Consider the following 18,003-nt stretch of genomic DNA (forward strand, 5'->3'; position numbering starts at 1 on the left):
GGGGCGCCGGAGCGTCGTGTCGTACCGAATGGAGGGTGCTGTTCGATGGGGTTGTTCACACGGAAGCGTCGCGCGACTCGCAGGGCGGAAGCGAAGGCGCTGAGGACCAAGGCGAAGATCGAGGCCAGACTGGTCGCGAAGAATCGGCTCGAGAACGACCGGCGGGCAGCGAAGGCCAAGGCGAAGATCGACAAGAAACTCGCGAAGTCGCAGGTCAAGCTCGACCAGGAACTCGCGAGGTCGCAAGCCAAGGTCGAGAAGGAACAGATCGCGACCCTCAAGGCACAGAAGAAGGCCGCCGAGAACCAGGGGCTCACTGCGGCGAAGGTGCGCCGTTATCTCGGCGTCGCGCGTCTGCTCGCGCCGGTGCTCGTCCCGATCGTCTACCAGGCCGTGACGGCGCTGCGCGGTCAGCTCGACTCGCGTCGCGCGCAGCAGCTCGGGGTGCCGATCGAGGAACTGGGTTCGTTCACCGGTCACGGTGCCCGGCTCAGTGCCCGCATCGCGGGTGCGGAGCAGTCGCTCGCGAAGGTCGAGCAGCGCAACCCCAAGGACGCGGAGACGCAGAAGTTCGCCACCGCGACCCGCGAACGCCTCACCGATCTGACCGCCGCCGTGCAGACGGCCGAGCAGATGCCGGCCGCGCGCCGGAAGTCGGCACACACGGCGATCTCGTCGGAACTCGACGGCATCGAAGCGGATCTGCTCGCGCGCCTCGGCGTGCGCTGACACGGCCTGCACATCAGGAACGAGCACGACCGACAGTGACCAGGTATCCGACCGTTCTCGGCACCACCGCGGGCATCGCCACCGCGGTGCTGGCGGTGGCCGCCCACGGCGCCGCCGGCGGTGGTGTGCCGACGGGACCGGTCGCGGTACTGCTGGTCGCGGTCGCGGCGATCGTCGGGATCCTCGGCGCGCACCAGCCGTCGCTGTCCCCGCTCGTGCTCCTCGCCGGTGGGCAGGCGGCCACGCACGTCGCGCTCACCGTGCTGGTGCCCGGTCACGAACACCTGTCGGTGTCCATGCTGGGCGCCCACATGCTCGCCGTCGCCGTGTGCGCGGTGCTGCTCACCGCCGCGGCCCACGTGTACGCGGCGTGCGGCACCGCGCTGCGGGTCGTGCTGCTGCGCGGCCCCCGGGTCGCCGCGCCCGCCGTGCTCGCCCCGACCTCGTCGACCGACCGGCTCGTGTGGGGACGTGCACCCCCGGCCATCTCGCGGAGAGGACCACCGCTCGCCACGGCTGCGCTGTGACGATCGATCCTCCAACCACGAGAAAGACCCATACATGTTCGAGTTCTCCCGTCGCGCCCTCGTGGGCGCGACAGCAACCGCTGCGCTGATGGTCGCGGGCGCCGGCATCGCTTCGGCCCACGTCACCGTCGTCGCACCCGGAGCCGAGCAGGGCGGTTACACCGTCCTGACCTTCCGGGTCCCCACCGAGTCCGAGACCGCCGGCACGACCGCCCTCACCGTCGAGCTTCCGGGGCTGCGCTCGGCGCGCACCGAGCCGCTGCCCGGCTGGACGGCGACCGTCGAGAAGGATCCCGAGTCGCAGCTCGCGACCTCCGTGACGTGGACCGCCGAACCGGACGTGCAGGTCGGGCCGGGACAGTTCCAGCAGTTCGTCCTGTCCGTCGGGCCGCTGCCCGAGGAGGACGAGATCGCCTTCCCCGCGATCCAGACCTACAGCGACGGCGAGGTCGTGGCGTGGGACGAGATCACGACCGGCGACGAGGAACCCGAACGTCCTGCCCCCAGCCTGACCCTCGCGGCGAGCAGCGGCGACGGGCACGGCGGCAGTGGTGACGCCCACGCCACCGAGACCGAGCAGACCGCCGGCGCGTCGGAGGACACCACCGACAGCACCGCGCGGTGGCTCGGCGGTATCGGCCTGGTGCTCGGTGCGCTCGGCGCCGCACTCGGCCTCGGCGCCGTGATCCGGGGGCGGCGAGCATGAAGCGCATCCTCGTTCTCCTCACCGCGTTGATCGCGGCGCTGACCCTGTCCGTCGGTTCCGCAGCCGCCCACTCGGTGGTGCTGTCGAGCTCGCCCGAGGACGGCGAGCAGATCGCCGAGGCACCCGATCGGGTGACCGTGACGTTCAACGAGAACCTGCAGGAGCAGTTCGCGGCTCTGACCGTCGTCGGGCCGGACGGCAACCTGTGGTCGAAGAGCGACCCGATCATCGAGGGTGCGAACGCATCCGTCGAACTAGACGGTCTCGGCCCCGTGGGCGAGTACACGATCGCCTACCGGGTGACCTCCGCCGACGGACATCCCATCAGCGGAACCCGCACCTTCACGCTCACCCAGGAGGGAACCGGCACGCCCGGTGAAGCGGCGTCCGGTGACACCGCGACCGGCGAGACCGGCGCGGAGTCGGGTGAGAGCGACAGCAGCGGACCTGCCGTGTGGTGGTTCGTCGTCGCAGGTGTCGTCGTGGTCGCCGCAGGTCTCGCCTTCGCGCTGCGCAAGCCGAAGGCCTGACCCGCATGATCCCGGAACGCCGGCAGTGGCTCGTCGTGGCCGCTGCCGGCGTTGCCTTCGGAACCGTCGCGGGCATCGCCGTGGCCGGTTCCCTCGCCCTGCCCGCCCCCTCGAGTTCGGTGCGGGCGATCGGGCTGTGTGTCGGCTCGACCGTGCTCGGACTCGCGGTCCTGGCCGTGATGGTGCAGCGGCAACGCCGTCCCGCGGTTTCCTCCGACACGCTGTGGCGGACGATCGCCACGCTCGGCGGTGTCTGGCTCGTGCTCGCGAGCATCGACCTCGCCTGGGCCGCGTCCACCGCGGCCGATGTTCCCGCCGCGGACCTGGACGTGGGGCGGTTCGGGCAGTTCGTCGGCACCACCACGGGACGCGTGGATGCGGCGGCATGGGTGTGCATCGCCGCGATCGTCGTCGTCGCCGCTGTGGCGTACCGCCGGTCGGCGGCGTGGTCCACCCTGCCGGTGCTCGTCGCCGCGGCGCTCGCGTTGATCGCCCGGCCAGTCACCGGCCACATGGCGCAGCAACCGCTGGGGTCGCTGTTCAACGCCGTGCATGTGCTCGCGGCCGCGGTGTGGTTCGGGGTGCTCGTGGCGCTGGCCGTCACCGTGCGGGGCCGCGGAGCGTGGGCGGAACTGCTGCCGCGCTACTCGCAGCTGGCCCTGCGGTGCGTGGTGGCGTTGGTGATCACGGGCGTGGTCGACGCGGCGGTACGGCTCGGCTCGGTCTCCGCGCTGCTGGGCACCGGCTACGGACGCGTCGTGCTCGCGAAGGCAATCGTGCTGTGCGCCCTGCTGGGGCTCGCGTGGAACTGGCGGCGCAACTGGCTCCCCGCTGCCGCGTCCCACCGTCTCCCGGAGGAGGAGTCGCTGCGCAACGCCGTCCTCGAGGTGTGCGCGATGTCGGTGGCGCTCGGGCTCGCGGCCGGATTGGCGACCACCGGCTGAGCCGTCACAACGTGGCCGCTCGTTCCAGGTCCTGCACGAACGAGCGGAACATGTCGTCGCGCTGCGATTTCGCCCGCAACACCGCCGACGGGTGCACGGTGACGACCACCGCCGGATCGCACGACCCGCACAGCTCCTCGGGCAGGTGCAGGACCTCCCCGCGGTGCTGTGTGAGCTTGAAGTCCTTACCGAGCAGCGACTGCGCGGCCGTGGCTCCGAGGCACACCACCACGTCGGGGCGGACGGCGTCGAGTTCGGCCTCGAGCCACGGCCGGCACGCCGCGACCTGCCCACCCGACGGTTTCTTGTGGATGCGTCTGCGGCCGTTGGCGGACCGGTCGAAGCGGAAATGCTTGACGGCGTTGGTCACGTACACCGTCCCGCGATCGATGCCCGCGCGTTCGAGGGCCTTGTCGAACAGGTGCCCCGAGGGCCCGACGAACGGTTCTCCCGCGAGGTCCTCCTCGTTGCCCGGTTGTTCGCCGACGAAGAGCATGCGTGCGTCGCGCACCCCTGCCCCGAAGACCGTCCGCTCGGCGGCCTTGTAGAGATCGCATCCCCGGCATCCCGCGGACGCGGCGGCGAGTTCGGCGAGGTCGCGGCTGTCGGGTACGTACTCCTGTGCGCCGGGATAGGTCACCATGGCTGTCGCATACCCGGCTTCACCGAGGTTGCACCAGTCGCTCGATCCAGGCGCGGCTGTCGGCGGGGTCGATGACGTCGTCGAGTTCGAAGCTCGTCGCCGCTTGCAGGGCCTTGCCCTGCTGGTAGGCGAGGGCGACGAGCCGGCCGAACAGTTCCTCGCGCTCCCGGGGTGTCTCCGCGGCGTCGAGTTCCTTGCGGAATCCGAGACGCACGGCCCCTTCGAGTCCCATTCCGCCGATCTCCCCCGTCGGCCACGCGACGGTGAATTCGGGTGCGTGGAAAGATCCGCCGGCCATCGCCATCGCGCCGAGGCCGTAGCCCTTGCGGAGGATGATCATGCCGAACGGGACCGTCAGGCGTGCGCCGGCGACGAAGAAGCGCCCGAAGCGGCGCACGGTGGCGTCCTTCTCCGATTCCGGTCCGACCATGAATCCCGGTGTGTCGCACAGACTCACCACGGGCAGCCGGTGCGATTCGCACAGTTCCAGGAAGTCCGTGGCCTTGTCGGCGGCCTCGGCATCGATCGCCCCACCGAGGTGGGCGCTGCTGTTGGCGAGCACGCCGTAGGAGGCGCCTTCGACGCGCATCAGAGCGGTGACGATGCCGACGCCGTAGTCCGGGCGCAGTTCGAGCACCGATCCGAGGTCGGCGATCGCGTCGATCGCCGACCGCACGTCGTAGGCGCGGAGACGGTTCTCCGGCACCACATGTCGCGCGAGACGCGGATCGGGTGCCTGCCGGTCCTCGTGCGGCGCGGTGAAGTACGCGAGATATCGCCGGGCGACGTCCACGGCGTGCGCCTCGTCGCGCGCCGCGACGTGCACGACGCCGTTGCGGCGTTGCACGTCGATCGGCCCGATGTCCTCGGGGCGGTGCACGCCGAGTCCTCCGCCCTCGATCATCGCGGGGCCGCCCATGCCGATGTTGGCGTCGGGGGTCGCGATGAGCACGTCGCACACCCCGGCGAGCGCGGCGTTGCCCGCGAAGCAGCGGCCGGAGACGACCGCGACGGTGGGCACGCGTCCGCGCAGCGACGCCATCGAGCGGAAGGTGGGCAGGTCGAGGCCCGCACCGGAACCGGCGTCGACGTCCCCGGGTCGCCCGCCACCCCCCTCGGCGAACAGCACGAGCGGCACCCGCCGCCGGGCGGCGAGTTCGAGCAGCCGATCGGTCTTGCGGTGGTTGTTGCGGCCCTGGGTACCTGCGAGGACGGTGTAGTCGTAGGACATCACGACCACCTCGGCCCCGCCGATCCGTGCGGTGCCACCGACAAGTCCGTCCGCCGGGGTGTTCGCGATCAGGTCCTCCTCGCTGCGGCGGCCGCGCTGGGCGGCGAGGACGAGCGGTCCGTATTCGACGAAGCTACCGTCATCGACGAGGTCGGCGATGTTCTCGCGCGCCGTGCGCCGGCCCCGCCCGTGCCGCTTCGCCACGATCTCGGGCCGCGCCGCATCGGTGGTGACCTCGTGCCTGCGGCGGATCTCGTCGAGGTCGGCACGGTCGGCGTCGAGGTCGGCCGCGGCGATGTCGTCCGTCGCGGTGTCCGTGTCGAGCACGCGGACCACCGCGAGCACGGTGCCCGGCTCGACGGTGCGTCCCGGCTCGACGAGCACACGTTCGACCACGGCACTGCCCGGTGCCCGGATCTCGTGCTGCATCTTCATCGCATCGAGCACGGCGAGCGGCGCACCGGCCGGAACGGTGTCGCCCGCGCGAGCGATCTCCACGACCGTGCCGACCATCTCGGCGTGCACCGCCTGTTCGTCGGCGCGCAGATCCGTGTACTCCACCGGTGCGGTCGGGGCGGTGTCGACGAAATCCGCGAGCCGCTCCCCCAGCCACGTAGTGCGGACATTGCCGGACCGGAACTCCTTGTCGTCCAGTATCTTCTGCAGGAGGTCGCGGTTGGTGCCGACACCGTCGACGATGAACTCGCCGAGTGCCGTCGACGCCTTGCGCAGCACGGCCGCGCGATCGCCGGAACGCACGTACGCGACGACCTTGGCGAGCAGCGAGTCGTAACGTCCGGTCACCTCGAGGCCGGGCCGGCCGTGGGTGTCGACGCGGATGCCCGGTCCGGTGGGTGGCGTGAACGCGGTGAGCGTCCCGGCTGTGGGCAGGGCGATCCCGTCGGCGCGCGGCGTCTCGGCGTTGACGCGCACCTGCACCGCGATGCCCTGCGCCGCCGCAGGACGTCCGCCGATCTTCTTGCCGTCGAAAGTGATTCCTTTCGGGAGACCGAGTTCGTCGAATCCCGTCCCGCGAGCGACCGCGAGCTGGGTCGCCACGAGGTCGACTCCGGTCACCTCCTCGGTGACGGTGTGCTCCACCTGGATCCGGGGGTTGACCTCGAGAAACACGAAACCGTCGTCGTGGACGAGGAATTCGACGGTGGACAGCCCGTGGCACCCGACCTGCCCGATCAGCCGGACCGCCGCGCCGTGCAGCGCCTCCCGCAGGGCGTCGGACAGGTCGGGCGCGGGTGCGATCTCCACGAGCTTCTGGTGCCGGCGCTGCACGCTGCAGTCGCGATCGCCCAACGCCACCGCGCGGGTACCCGACCCCGACTCGGCGGCCACGACCTGCACCTCGACGTGGCGGGCACGCTCGACGAGCACCTCGGCGTACAGCCGGTCGTCGTCGAAGGCGGCGTGTGCTTCGGCGGCGGCGAGCCGGAGCGCCTCGTCGAGATCGGCGGCATCGCGGACCACGCGCATGCCGCGACCCCCACCACCCGACAGTGCCTTGACGACGATCCCGCCCGGACGGTCGCGCAGGAAGGCCCGCACGGACTCCGGATCCGTCGTCTCGACGGCAGCGGTCACCGGGATGCCGAGTTCCTCCGCCACCGAGCGGGCGGCCCGCTTGTCGCCGAGGACGCGCAGTGCTTCCGGGGACGGCCCGACGAAGGTGAGCCCGGCGTCCGCGCAGGCCTGCGCGAAGGCGGCGTTCTCGCTGAGGAATCCGTAACCGGGATGCACGAGCGTGCATCCGGTCGCTCGGGCGACCCCGATGATCGCCCCGGGGTCGAGATAGGCCGAGGGACCGGACTCCGGTAGGGCCTCGGCTCGCGTGGCGGCGCGGACGTGCGGAGCGTCGGCGTCGTCCGCGGCGTGGACGGCGACGGTGTCGAGTCCGAGGTCCCCGGCCGTGCGGACGACACGCAACGCGATCTCACCCCGGTTGGCTACGAGCAACATCGACGATCCTTCCCTCGGCAGCGGTTGTATCAACTCCTACTCCGGTCGGCACCCGCACCGCAGACCGCCGTCTCACGCAACGACCACGGGACGGTGGCGCAGGGCGCGACCGAGACCGAGCGCCATCAGCACGGACGTGATCGACGCCGTCGCCATGATCGCGGCGAGCACGACCACCTGGAACCGTCCGGCCTCCACCGGCGACAACCCGCCGAAGATCGCGCCGACGAACGCCCCGGGCAGCGTCACCAGACCGGTCGTCTTCGTCTGGTCGGTCGACGGGATCATCGCCGCGTGCACGGCGAAGCGTGCGGGTGAGAGTGTCGCCTGCCGCATCGTCGCGCCGAGTGCGAGCCAGCCCTCCACCTCGGGCCAATGGCCGTCGACGGTTTCGTGGAAGCGGCGACCGGCGAGGGCCGCGACCGTCATCGTGTTGCCGATGATGATGCCGCCGAGCGCGAGCGCGTAACGCGGGGTGGCCTCCACCGCGCCGGTCGCGAAGACGACACCCGCCGAGACGAGCACGCCGGTCAGCATCGCGGCGGCCGTCACCCCGCGCACGACGGCCTCGCTCCCGATGCGTCGGCAGGCCGTCCACCACGCGACGGTGAACATCACGACGAGCACCACCGCGACCCACCGGGCGTCGGTGATGACGCCGGAGAGCACGACGCTGATGAGCGCGAGTTGCACCGCGCCGCGGGCGATGGCACCGACGGGCGCGAATCGGTGCGGTACCCGGAACGCCCACAGCACCGCCGACGAGATCACGGCGAGGGCGAGGATGCCGATGATCGTGGGGATCAGGACGGTCGGGTCGATCACAGGGTCGACGTTAACGTCCCGGTCGCCGGGTGAGGCCCTATCGTCGCTCGGGCGCGGCGTGCGGCAGATCCGCGGTGGACGCCACGGGCCAGTGCAGCGGATCGGGGCCGAGCGTGCGGAGCTGCTCCACCTGCTCGCGGCACCACACCGACACCTCACGGCGTCCCTCGACGACGTCCTCGGAGAACTCCGTCCAGTCGGCCCATTCGGTGTCGTGCACCTCCGACGGTTCGGGGATGGGCGCCGGCCCGTCGTAGAGCACGCGGAAGACCGGGCAGATCTCGTTCTCGACGATGCCGTTGTCCATCACCGCCCGGTAGCGGAAGGACGGCAGGACGACCTCGATGTCGTGCACGTCGAGCCCGAGTTCCTGACGCAGCCGGCGGCGCACGGCCTCGATGAGCGGCTCGTCGGGCGCCGGATGACCGCAGCAGCTGTTCGTCAGGACACCGGGGAAGGTCGACTTGTCCAGGGCGCGCCGGGTGAGCAGAACGTTGCCGTGGTGGTCGAAGACGTACGACGAGAAGGCGAGGTGCAGCGGGGTGTCGGTGGTGTGCACCGTGGCCTTCGGCTCGATCCCGACCGCGCGGCCTGCGTCGTCGAGCAGCACGACCTGTTCCATGTGATGTCCTGTTCTGTATTCGTGTCCGAATGCCGGCTCGGCCGGTCGGGCCTCACCGGCCGAGCGGCGCGGTGGGCATCCCCAGTCTCGACCGTGAACGCAGCGTGGTCCAACCGGCCGAGGCCAGCCGCGGTGCCGCCACCGACAACCGCCGGCGCCGCGACACGCGTGCGCGCTGGTGGAGTACCCGGTATCCGCTCTCCTCGACCACCCGCAGGATGTCGCCGTAGAGGACGAAGGCGGTCCGCATCGCGGGACGCACCTTCGGGTCGAGCAGGTCGATGCCCGGTTCGGCCACACGGTAGATCGAGCGGGTGTGCGCGATCAGGTGCGCGAGGGCGCGTTCGAACCGCACGTCGCGCTGTCCGGTCCGGCGGCAGTGCCACAGCAGGTCCTCGTCCACGTCGAAGGCGGCGAGGATGTCGGTGGGCAGGTAGATGCGGTCGCGGTCGAGGTCCTCACCCATGTCGCGGATGAAGTTGGTGAGCTGGAAGGCCTCACCGAGTGCGGCGGCGGGAGCCTCGGCCTGTTCGCGTTCGCCCTCGATCCCGAGGATGGGCAGCATCTGCAGCCCGATGACGGCGGCCGAGCCGTACATGTACTCCGACAGTTCGTCCATCGTGCGGTACCGCGACCGGAACAGTTCGGTGCCGGGGATGTCCATCCGCATCGACCGCAGGAAGGCGTAGTAGTACTCGTGCGGGATGTCGTACCGCTGCGTGGTGTCGACGAGGGCCCGCAGCACGAGACCGAATTCGTCGTAGGTCGGCGGCCTGCCCCCGAGCGCGTCGGACAGACGGCGTTCGAGCGCGTCGAGAACCGGTGCCGCGTCGACCGGTTTCACGTCGACGATGTCGTCGACCATCCGCGCGAAACCGTAGAGGGCGTGCACCCCGGCCCGTTTGGACGCCGGGAAGATGCGGGTCGCGAGGAAGTAGGTCTTGCCATGGCGCCGGTTGAGCTCACGGCACAGTCGATACGCCTCGTGCAGATCGGGATCGATCCCGTCGAGTTCACCCATGGGCAACCGCACCTGCTTCCATCGGAATCGACATCGTCGTGAGCCCGGCAGTCGCGCCACCGGAGATACGTTCTGCGGCAAGACGTCCGGAGATGATCACGGTCGGGACGCCGACACCCGGCGTGGTACCCGACCCGGCGAGGACGACATTGTCGACGCCGTGCACGAGGTTCGGGCGGCGGAAGGGCCCTGTCTGCCGGAACAGGTGCGCCGCCGAGAAGGGGCTGCCGTCGAGCATGCCCTTGTCGGCCCAGGTCCGCGGGGTGTCGATGTGGTCGACTCGCATCGAACTCGCGAGTCCCCGATAGCCGCGTTGCTCGAGGACCTGCTGGATCTCCCGCATGTACGGCCTGCCGAGTCGGCCCCAATCGAGGGGTGCGGCAGCGAGATTCGGGCACGGCGCCAGCACCGAGACCGGTTCGCACTCGACACCGCCGCGCACGACCCGCAGGGACGGATCGGTCACGGCAGGTCGCGTGATGAGCAGGGACGGATCGGCCATCAACCGGCCGCGGCCGCGCGGGGCGGTGATCCGCGCGAAGGTCTCCGCCCACTCCTCACCGAAATCGATGGTGTGGTGGGACTCCGGCCAGGCCTGCGTCACCTCGGTGGGTACCGTGCCGTGGAAGACGACGGCCGAGGGCGACGCGACGGTGGCGCTGCGGGCGCGGCGGCGCGGCGGGACCCCGGCGCGCAGCAGCAGGTCGTCGACCACGGGCAGGTCCACGGTGAGGACGACGGCGTCGGCGGCGAACTCCCGGCCGTCCGCGGAACGCACGCTCTTCGCGCGGCCGCCGTCGACGCGGAGTTCCGACACCTCGACCCCGGTGTGCACGGTGCCGCCGTTGCGGACGAGCGCATCGACCATCGCGGCGGCGATGGTGGACATGCCGCCCTTCGGAAAGTAGACGCCGAGCGAGGTGTCCATGTGGGCGATGGCGCCGTAGACCGCCAGGGCCGTCGACGGTGCGGTGCCCGCGTACAGGGCCTGGAAGGTGAAGATTCGCCGGAGCCGGTCGTCCCGGATGAACGACCCGACGCGCGATCCGAGCCGGCCGAAGCCGCCGAGCCGGACGAGGTTGGCGGTGTCGCGCAGCGCCGCGGGTGTCGACACGAGGTCGAGCGGCGAATCGAAGTTGGAGTCGATGTAGCGGTCGAACTCGGCGTCGAAGATCGACGCGAGCCAGCGGCGCAGCCGCCGATATCCGCCGGCCTCCTCGGAACCGCACACGCGCGCGATCTCGGCGGTCATCTCGTCCGGATCGGAGTACACGTTCAGGGCGGTGCCGTCGGCGAAGCGCGCGTGGTAGCCGGGTGCGAGCGGGGTGAGGTCGAGCGCCGGGATGGTCGAGTCGAAGGATTCCCCGACTGCCGCGAGCGCGTCGGCGATGAGGTTCGGCATCGTCAGCACACTGGCGCCGTTGTCGATGTCGTAGAGATGCCGCCCGTCCTCGAACACCGGGTACGTTCCCACGCGACCACCGACCGTGTTCTCGCGTTCGAGGACGGTGACGCGCTTGCCGGCACCGGTGAGGTGGAGCGCCGCGGACAGTCCCGCGAGGCCCGCACCCACCACGACGACGGACTCGACGGAGCCGCCGACCGACCTCACGCCTTGCCTACCTGCGTGCGCGGGGTCGTCTGCTCGGTGCGCGTGCGCGCTTCCATGAACAGCTGGAGGAAACCCACGGACGGGTGCGGGTGCCGATTCTCGTTCTGCCGGGCTTCGTAGTTGGGCATGATCGGTCTTCCTCTGGTCGTCGCCTGAGCGGCGTGGGCGTGCGTAGTGGTTCGTGTCGGTCGGTTCGGGTGACGGCCCTCACGCCGTCTCTCCCCGTATTCGGAGCCCGTCGTCGAGCGGATGGGTCGGGTCTGCGGATTCGTCCCGGCCCTGGACGGGCGCGATACGGTCGAGGTATGGCTGCCCGCAAGACCGCTGTGCTCCGACGGCCGTCGGAGACCGACGACTACCTCTACGAACCCGTCGATCGCAGGATCAGAGGTGAGTGGTTCGGCCGGACGGTGGTCGACAGCACCCGGGCCGTGCTGGTGTGGGCACCCGGCAAGCCCGTTCCGTTCTATGCCTTCCCCCGCGAGGACGTCCGGCTCGACCTGATCGCGGCCTCCCTGTCACCGAGCCGCTCCCGGCAGGATGTCTGGCAGTGGTACGACATCGTCGTCCGCGACCATCGGGCCTATTCACCGGTCTGCCAGCTCGACGTCGACGGTCTCGACGACCGTCTCGTCTTCCAGTGGTTCCGGTGGGGCGAGACCGGGCCGGGCGACGACGTCGACGAGGGCGAACGGTGGTTCGAGGAGGAGACCGAAGTGTTCACCCATCCACGCGATCCCTATCACCGCGTCGACGCCCTGCGCAGCTCCCGGCACGTGCGGGTGACCATCGGCGACGTCGTGGTCGCCGAGACCCGCAACCCCGTACTCGTGTTCGAGACCGGCCTCCCGACCCGCTACTACCTCCCTCCCGAGGACGTCGACTTCTCGGTGCTCGAGGAATCCGAGTGGCGGACGAGCTGCCCCTACAAGGGCGTCGCCCGATACTGGTCGTTCTCCGGCACACCGCCTGCCGAGAACGTCGCATGGTCGTATCCCGAGCCGTTCCCCGGCATGGAGCCCATCGAGGGATACGTGTGCTTCTACGACGACGCCGCGGAGATCACGGTCGAGGAGTGAGTGCGTCGGCTGCGGGACGCAGCGCTGCCCCGATCCCCGAGCCGCGGGCCTGGCGCGCACTGGCGGCCCTGTGCGTGGGTCTGTTCATCACCCTGCTCGACCAATCGCTCGTCGCGGTGTCGCTGCCGCGTATCCGCGAGGATCTGGACGCGAGCATCAACCAGGTGGTGTGGGTGTCGGCGGCCTATCTGCTGACCTTCGCGGTGCCGCTGCTGGTCACCGGTCGTCTCGGCGACCGTTTCGGTCAGCGCAACGTCTACCTGGTGGGCATGGCGATCTTCACGGCCGCGGCCTTCGCGTGCTCGATGGCTCCGACGATCGAGTGGCTGATCGCGCTGCGTGCGGTGCAGGGGCTCGGCGGGTCGCTGATCAACCCGCAACCGCTGAGCATCATCCACCGGATCTTCGCGCACGACCGGCGCGGTGCGGCCACCGGTGTGTGGAGCGCGGTGGCCAGCTCGGCGGGTCTGTTCGGGCCCGTCCTCGGTGGGGTGCTCGTCGGTACCGGTGGGTGGCGGTGGGTCTTCTTCGTCTACATCCCGCTGGGCCTGATCTCTCTGGTGATGGTCGCGCGGTACGTGCCGAAACTGCCGACCGGGGCGCGTCGCATCGACGTGCTGAGCGCCGTCGTCTCGCTGGTCGCGGTCACCGGCGTGATCTTCTCCCTGCAGCAGGGTCCCGATGTCGGCTGGACCGTGTGGGTGTGGGTCGTCCTCGGTATCGGGATCGTGGCGTTCGGGATGTTCGTGCGTCTGCAGCGGACCGCGGTGGCCCGCGGCACCGAGGCGCTGGCCCCGCTCGGGTTGTTTACCCGCCGCAACTTCACCCTCGGGGTGACCGCCGTGGCGACGCTGGGTTTCACGGTCTACGCCGTGAACCTGCCGATCATGCTCTACCTGCAGGTGGGTCAGGGACTGTCCGCGCAGGTCGCAGGTCTGATGCTGGTACCGATGGGCGTGATCTCGGTGATCATGGCGCCCTTGATCGGGCGGGTCACCGATCGGGTCGCGCCGGGCCGGATCTCCCGGATCGGTTTCTCCGCGATGATCGCGGCGATGCTGTCGTTCGGTGTGGCGATGCATCTCGAGGCCACCGTCGGCTGGCTCCTGATCCCGATCGTGCTGCTCGGTTTCGCGAACTCGTTGTGCTGGGCCCCGAACTCGACGATCGCGTTGCGCGACCTGCCCGGTGACCTCGTAGGCGCCGGATCGGGTGTGTACAACACCGCCCGGCAGGTCGGTGCGGTACTCGGTGCGGCCGCCCTCGGTGCGGTGATGCAGATGGGTGAGGGGACGCTCGGGTTCGGTGCCGCGATGGGCAATGCGGTGTTGCTCCCGGTGGTCTTCCTCCTGGTGGGACTGGTGGCGGTCTCCCGTTTCCGAGAGAGTTCCACCGTCACCAGCGCAACGGGTGCGTGAGCAACCGTCATCGGCGCAGCAGGTGCGTGACCAGGCGTCCGCCTTCCTCCAGGGACATGTGGGGAAGATAGGCACGACCGACCGCGATCCCGATGGTCGGCAGCGCCGCCGGGTCCGGGAACACCATGTACAGCGGGCGGTAACGGGGCTGGAACTTCGCCTTGAACGCCAGCAGCGAGCGGAATCCGTATACCGGTTCGAGCGTGCGGCCGAGCAGATCGAGCAGGGCGTCGAGGGCTCCTCGGTCGAGTCCGGACCCACCGTCCATACTCGCGAGGGGCGCCCCCGACAAGCTCAGGAATTCGAGGCCCTCGTCGGCGGCGGACCGTGCCGCGGACGCGATGAGGAATTCCATGGCCGGCCGGAAGCCGTCCGAACGTCGCCACATGAAGTCCAGCGTCAGCCCGACCACCTTCCCGTCCCGGTGGACCGGCATCCACGACGTGATCGCATGGACGTGGTCGTTCGCGTCGACCGCGAGAAGCAACCGGACTTCGGGATCGCGCAGTTCGGCGACTCCTCCGAGCGTGAACCCCATCTCGGGCAGTCCCTTGTCGGCCACCCATTCCTCGGAGATGTCGACGATCTGCTCGGTCACCGACAGGGGCGCGGCGGCGAAGGTCGTCCATCGCGCTTCGATCCCGTCCTTGGCAGCACGGTTGAGGGCGGTGCGGACGTCCTGGAACTTCTTGCCCTTGAAGGCGAGGTCCGCGAGATCGACGACGGTCTCCTCACCCACCTGCAAACAGGTCCAACCGTGGTCCCGGGCGATCGTCGCCGTCTCCTCGCCCACCGAGTACAGGCACGGTGTCCATCCGTTGCCGAGGCAGTACGCCGCGAACTCGTCGATCGTCTCGGTCATCGAGGCGCGCTCACCGATCGGATCCGTCGCCGTCAGGGCGACACCCGAGTGGACCCGATACGCCACGGCGTGCCTGCCGTCGGTGCCGAACCAGTACCGATTCCCCGCCCAGGTGGTCATCCACGACATCGATCCGCCGCCCGGGTCGTGCAGGAGTTCTCGCACCCGCTGCTCGTCGCCGAGGTCGACCCCGGCAGGGGGCACGAGGAAGCTGCGCCACAGGAGCACGCAGAAGGCGACCCAGACGATCACGCCGATCCACTCGAACAACAGGGTGGCGGCGGTGTCGAGGGGCATCACGGGAGGCTCGAAGAGCTGGAGGTAGACCGGTGGAAGGAGCCGGCGCGGCGCGTCGCGGAGCAAGGTGCCGATGCCGGGATCACGATCGAACCCGTCCGCCACCAGCGTGCCCACCACCACGTACGTCACGAGCGCGATGCCTGCGGCGGCTGCGGTTCCGGCCCATACCCGGCGATAGGTTCCCTGCGGTGCACGGACATCGAACAGGGTGCGGGTCAGCAGTAACAGGGCGAGCACGGAGACCAGCGCGAGGAGTGGCGCGAGTTCCATGGATACGGAGCTGTGCCGGTGGATTCCGTACAACAGGGAGCGGGTCTCGTCCTGTTCGGTCACGCGGACGATCGTGCTCGCGGCGGCCACGACGATCAGCACGATGTGTCCTCCGACCGAGAGGAACCATGCTGCCCGCCGCCCTCGACGCAGCCCTTCGGCACCGATCAGCAGCAGTACCGACGGCATGAGATTCGCGACGAGCGGACCTGCACCGGAGAGCCGAAGGGCCTGTTGCCCTTTCCGGCACTCGTCGTGCAGCGCGGGATCGGCACACACCTCGACGAGTTCTCGCGGGGTGTAGGGAACCTGCTCGAACAGCTCGCGTAGCGCGGACAGCGGTCCGATCGAGTGTGGGGAGAGCGCCGCGAAGATCGGGCCGAGCACGCTCGCTGCGACCACGAGCGCGACGAGCGTGCGGCGCTCCCGGATGGTGCCGCCGAGCACAGGACGGCGCACACCGCGTCCGAACAGGAGCGGGCCGGCGAGCAACCCGGCCAGCGCGACGGTCACCCTGTTCACGTCCTGCAGGTGTCCGGCGAACAAGGCTGCGGTCACCAGGAAAACCAGCAGGAGTGTCCGGATGCGGCGACGCCACAGGGTGCCCATCGCGGTGGTGGAGGCGAGCAGGACGCCGAGCACCCACGCCAGCGGGTCCTCGGTGAGGTGGGTGTGCAGCTCCCTGCCCCACAGGTTCGGCACCAGGGAGGCGACCTGAGCAACGAGCAATGCGAGTGCCGCGCCCAGGCCCTGTGAGACGAGCGCGGCGAGCGTGAACTTGCGACTGCCGATGCGACGTTCGACCGGCACCGCGACGGCGAGGATCGCAATGCTTCCGAGCACATACTCACCGGGACCGGAGGCGAACAACCCTGAAGTCCACAGTGTCCACAGGTGGCCGTCGGTGATATTCGGGATCCCGAGCGACATCTCGGATGCCGTTGCGTGCGACGGCCCGTTCCTCACAGAACCGGTGACGACCGCCAGGAACCAGGTCAGCACGAGCAGTCCGCACGAGACGGGCGCCCGGAGCACCACCGTCCCGGTGCGGGACATCAGCACCCCCGCCCCTGTGCGGCGCATCAGTTGCCGAGCCCGAGCCGTTGTGCGAGCCATGGCAACTCCTTCTCGAGCCCTGCGGACCACAGGGCGAAGCTGTGTGTGCCCGGCAGTTCGGTGAGGTGGACGTCCATCCCCGCGCTCCGAGCCAACGAAGCGAGTTGTTCCACCCCGGCACGGTATTCGGAATCGTCGAGTCCCACCACGAAAGCACCGGCGGAATCGGGATACCGATTGCGTGCGAGCAGGTCGGCAGGATTGTTGCGCGCGAATGCTTCCGCATCACCACCGAACACGTCCCGGATCGTCGACGCCCGGTCACCGATGGTCGGCTCGGCCTGTCCCGACATGTCCAGAAAGGTCGGGTAGACATCTGGCCGGGTGGTCGCGAGTTGCAGTGCGCACGTTCCGCCGTACGAGAGTCCGCCCACGGCCCGTGCCCGTGGGTCGTCGTCGACCTGCAGGTCGTCCCGTACCCACGCCGGAACGTCGACGGCCAGATAGGTCGCCACGTTGCCGAGATGCGAGTCGGCGCACAACGGGTTGTCGAACTGACCTCCGGTGCCGTCCGCGAGCACGACGACCGGCGCCAGGCCGTGATGCTGCGCGGCATAGGCGTCCATGGTGGACGGGAGATGTCCGCCCACGAGCCAGTCCTCCGGACTGCCGGGCTGTCCGGCGAGCAGTACCAGCACCGGCAGTTCCGGTCGTGGATCCGAGAAGTAGGCCGGCGGGAGGTAGACGCGGGCTTCCCGCGCCCGGAATCCGGAGACTGTTCCGGGAATCGTCACAGAGGTGACCGCACCGGTCGCAGGCAGATCGTCCGACGCCGACCAGTCCTCCACCGGCACGGTCTGCGATGCCCGGAGGGAGGGGTCGTCGAAGGGGACGGTCCGGTAGTCGCTGATTCCGAGAACAGTCCGAACGGTGGGATAGGCGTCGTAGACCGCGTCGATCCGGCCCGCGGCGGAGATCACGACGAGTACCGCAGACACCACGAGTGCCGTCGCGACGAGTGGTCGGGCCCGGTCGCGACGTCGCACGAACCATCGTCCGATCAATAGGGAGACGGCGAGCAGTGCCGTTGCCGCCCACCCGTACACCGCCCACGGCAGACGATCCGGGAACGGTTTCCACACCTTCTCGATCAGGAGCGCGGCTACCACCGTCGAGCCGAAGGCGGCGGTTACTGCGAGGGGTACTCCGTGTGCGAACCACACCCGGTAGCGGCGGAGGAGCAACACGATCAGACCGATGACCGTGAGGATCGCGAACACCGCGGTCGCCGTGGGGGTGGTGAGCGGTATTCCCAGCACTCCGTTCACCATCCTGGTCGAGGACATGGCGATCAGTATGCGCGGCCTTACACCCACCTGTCCGACATCACCGTCGAGACCATCGCAGAACAAGCGGAGGTTTCTCCACGCACGCGCTGATCGCCGCTACGGCGGCCGGTGCGGTGCTGTTCGTCGCGGTGGAACGACGCGTCGCCGAACCCGCGATCGGCTGGTGCTCCTGTCGACCTTCGGCGCGGACACCCCGATCTGGGTGCTGGGCTGCTGGTTCGCCGTGCTCGGCATCGGATTCGGCACGTCCATGCAGCTTCTCGTGCTGATCGTGCAGAATTCCGGTTCTCGAGGCGTAGAATGACGCG

17 protein-coding genes are annotated in these 18,003 nt (G+C 69.7%); 8 read left to right on the forward strand and 9 right to left on the reverse strand.

The annotated features are described in order from the left end of the window. Positions 1-45: 45 nt before the first annotated feature. The 5 genes from M3330_RS11060 to M3330_RS11080 are packed head-to-tail and all read left to right on the forward strand — an operon-like array spanning position 46 to position 3,436. Complete coding sequence (locus tag M3330_RS11060) at positions 46-729, forward strand: DUF6474 family protein (RefSeq protein WP_219129779.1); 684 nt, start codon at positions 46-48, stop codon at positions 727-729. A 35-nt stretch (positions 730-764) separates the two neighbouring features. After that, positions 765-1,256 carry a hypothetical protein gene (locus M3330_RS11065; RefSeq protein ID WP_024102630.1) on the forward strand — a complete coding sequence of 164 codons (492 nt, stop codon included), beginning with the start codon at positions 765-767 and terminating at the stop codon, positions 1,254-1,256. A 34-nt stretch (positions 1,257-1,290) separates the two neighbouring features. Further along, positions 1,291-1,962, forward strand: coding sequence for a YcnI family protein (locus M3330_RS11070; protein WP_006553374.1), 672 nt, complete (start codon positions 1,291-1,293; stop codon positions 1,960-1,962). Next, positions 1,959-2,492 (forward strand): copper resistance CopC family protein, encoded by a 534-nt coding sequence (locus M3330_RS11075; protein WP_064256882.1) that lies wholly within the window; start codon positions 1,959-1,961, stop codon positions 2,490-2,492. The genes M3330_RS11070 and M3330_RS11075 overlap by 4 nt, the downstream gene beginning before the upstream one ends. 5 nt (positions 2,493-2,497) lie before the next feature. Then, positions 2,498-3,436, forward strand: coding sequence for a copper resistance D family protein (locus M3330_RS11080; protein ID WP_064060569.1), 939 nt, complete (start codon positions 2,498-2,500; stop codon positions 3,434-3,436). A 4-nt stretch (positions 3,437-3,440) separates the two neighbouring features. Here M3330_RS11080 and M3330_RS11085 read toward each other — a convergent pair whose 3' ends face one another. The 7 genes from M3330_RS11085 to M3330_RS11115 form a co-directional block, all read right to left on the reverse strand. Then, the gene (locus M3330_RS11085; protein ID WP_255028738.1) at positions 3,441-4,079 is read right to left on the reverse strand and encodes a UdgX family uracil-DNA binding protein; all 639 of its coding nucleotides are present in this window, start codon (positions 4,077-4,079) and stop codon (positions 3,441-3,443) included. Between the two features lie 19 nt (positions 4,080-4,098). Continuing rightward, positions 4,099-7,281, reverse strand: a complete 3,183-nt coding sequence (locus tag M3330_RS11090) for a carboxyl transferase domain-containing protein (protein WP_255028739.1) — start codon at positions 7,279-7,281, stop codon at positions 4,099-4,101. A gap of 72 nt (positions 7,282-7,353) precedes the next feature. Beyond that, positions 7,354-8,106 carry an ABC transporter permease gene (locus M3330_RS11095; protein ID WP_255028740.1) on the reverse strand — a complete coding sequence of 251 codons (753 nt, stop codon included), beginning with the start codon at positions 8,104-8,106 and terminating at the stop codon, positions 7,354-7,356. Between the two features lie 37 nt (positions 8,107-8,143). Continuing rightward, positions 8,144-8,728 (reverse strand): isopentenyl-diphosphate Delta-isomerase, encoded by a 585-nt coding sequence (gene idi, locus M3330_RS11100; RefSeq protein WP_255028741.1) that lies wholly within the window; start codon positions 8,726-8,728, stop codon positions 8,144-8,146. Between the two features lie 52 nt (positions 8,729-8,780). Beyond that, entirely contained in the window at positions 8,781-9,749 is a 969-nt protein-coding gene (locus M3330_RS11105) for a phytoene/squalene synthase family protein (protein ID WP_255028742.1), read from the reverse strand. Next, positions 9,742-11,361, reverse strand: a complete 1,620-nt coding sequence (gene crtI / locus M3330_RS11110) for a phytoene desaturase family protein (RefSeq protein ID WP_231781315.1) — start codon at positions 11,359-11,361, stop codon at positions 9,742-9,744. The genes M3330_RS11105 and crtI overlap by 8 nt, the downstream gene beginning before the upstream one ends. After that, positions 11,358-11,489 (reverse strand): hypothetical protein, encoded by a 132-nt coding sequence (locus M3330_RS11115; protein WP_255028743.1) that lies wholly within the window; start codon positions 11,487-11,489, stop codon positions 11,358-11,360. The genes crtI and M3330_RS11115 overlap by 4 nt, the downstream gene beginning before the upstream one ends. A gap of 177 nt (positions 11,490-11,666) precedes the next feature. On the opposite strand from M3330_RS11115, the gene M3330_RS11120 reads away from it, so the two are divergent. Next, positions 11,667-12,440, forward strand: a complete 774-nt coding sequence (locus M3330_RS11120) for a DUF427 domain-containing protein (RefSeq protein ID WP_019290393.1) — start codon at positions 11,667-11,669, stop codon at positions 12,438-12,440. Beyond that, a complete protein-coding gene (locus M3330_RS11125) occupies positions 12,437-13,858 on the forward strand; it encodes a DHA2 family efflux MFS transporter permease subunit (protein ID WP_064256889.1) in 1,422 nt (473 codons plus the stop codon). Before M3330_RS11120 ends, M3330_RS11125 begins: the two co-directional genes overlap by 4 nt. Before the next feature lie 7 nt (positions 13,859-13,865). On the opposite strand, the gene M3330_RS11130 is transcribed toward M3330_RS11125, so the two are convergent. Both M3330_RS11130 and M3330_RS11135 read right to left on the reverse strand, forming a co-directional pair. Further along, positions 13,866-16,406, reverse strand: coding sequence for a bifunctional lysylphosphatidylglycerol flippase/synthetase MprF (locus M3330_RS11130; protein WP_255028744.1), 2,541 nt, complete (start codon positions 16,404-16,406; stop codon positions 13,866-13,868). Beyond that, a complete protein-coding gene (locus M3330_RS11135; protein WP_255028745.1) occupies positions 16,373-17,692 on the reverse strand; it encodes an alpha/beta hydrolase family protein in 1,320 nt (439 codons plus the stop codon). The genes M3330_RS11130 and M3330_RS11135 overlap by 34 nt, the downstream gene beginning before the upstream one ends. 166 nt (positions 17,693-17,858) lie before the next feature. Between M3330_RS11135 and M3330_RS11140 the strand changes: the two genes are divergently transcribed. Beyond that, positions 17,859-17,999 carry a hypothetical protein gene (locus M3330_RS11140; protein ID WP_255028746.1) on the forward strand — a complete coding sequence of 47 codons (141 nt, stop codon included), beginning with the start codon at positions 17,859-17,861 and terminating at the stop codon, positions 17,997-17,999. The last annotated feature ends 4 nt before the right edge of the window (positions 18,000-18,003 follow it).

The sequence above is a fragment of the Rhodococcus sp. GA1 genome, from assembly GCF_024321955.1.
Classification (GTDB): domain Bacteria; phylum Actinomycetota; class Actinomycetes; order Mycobacteriales; family Mycobacteriaceae; genus Rhodococcus; species Rhodococcus pyridinivorans.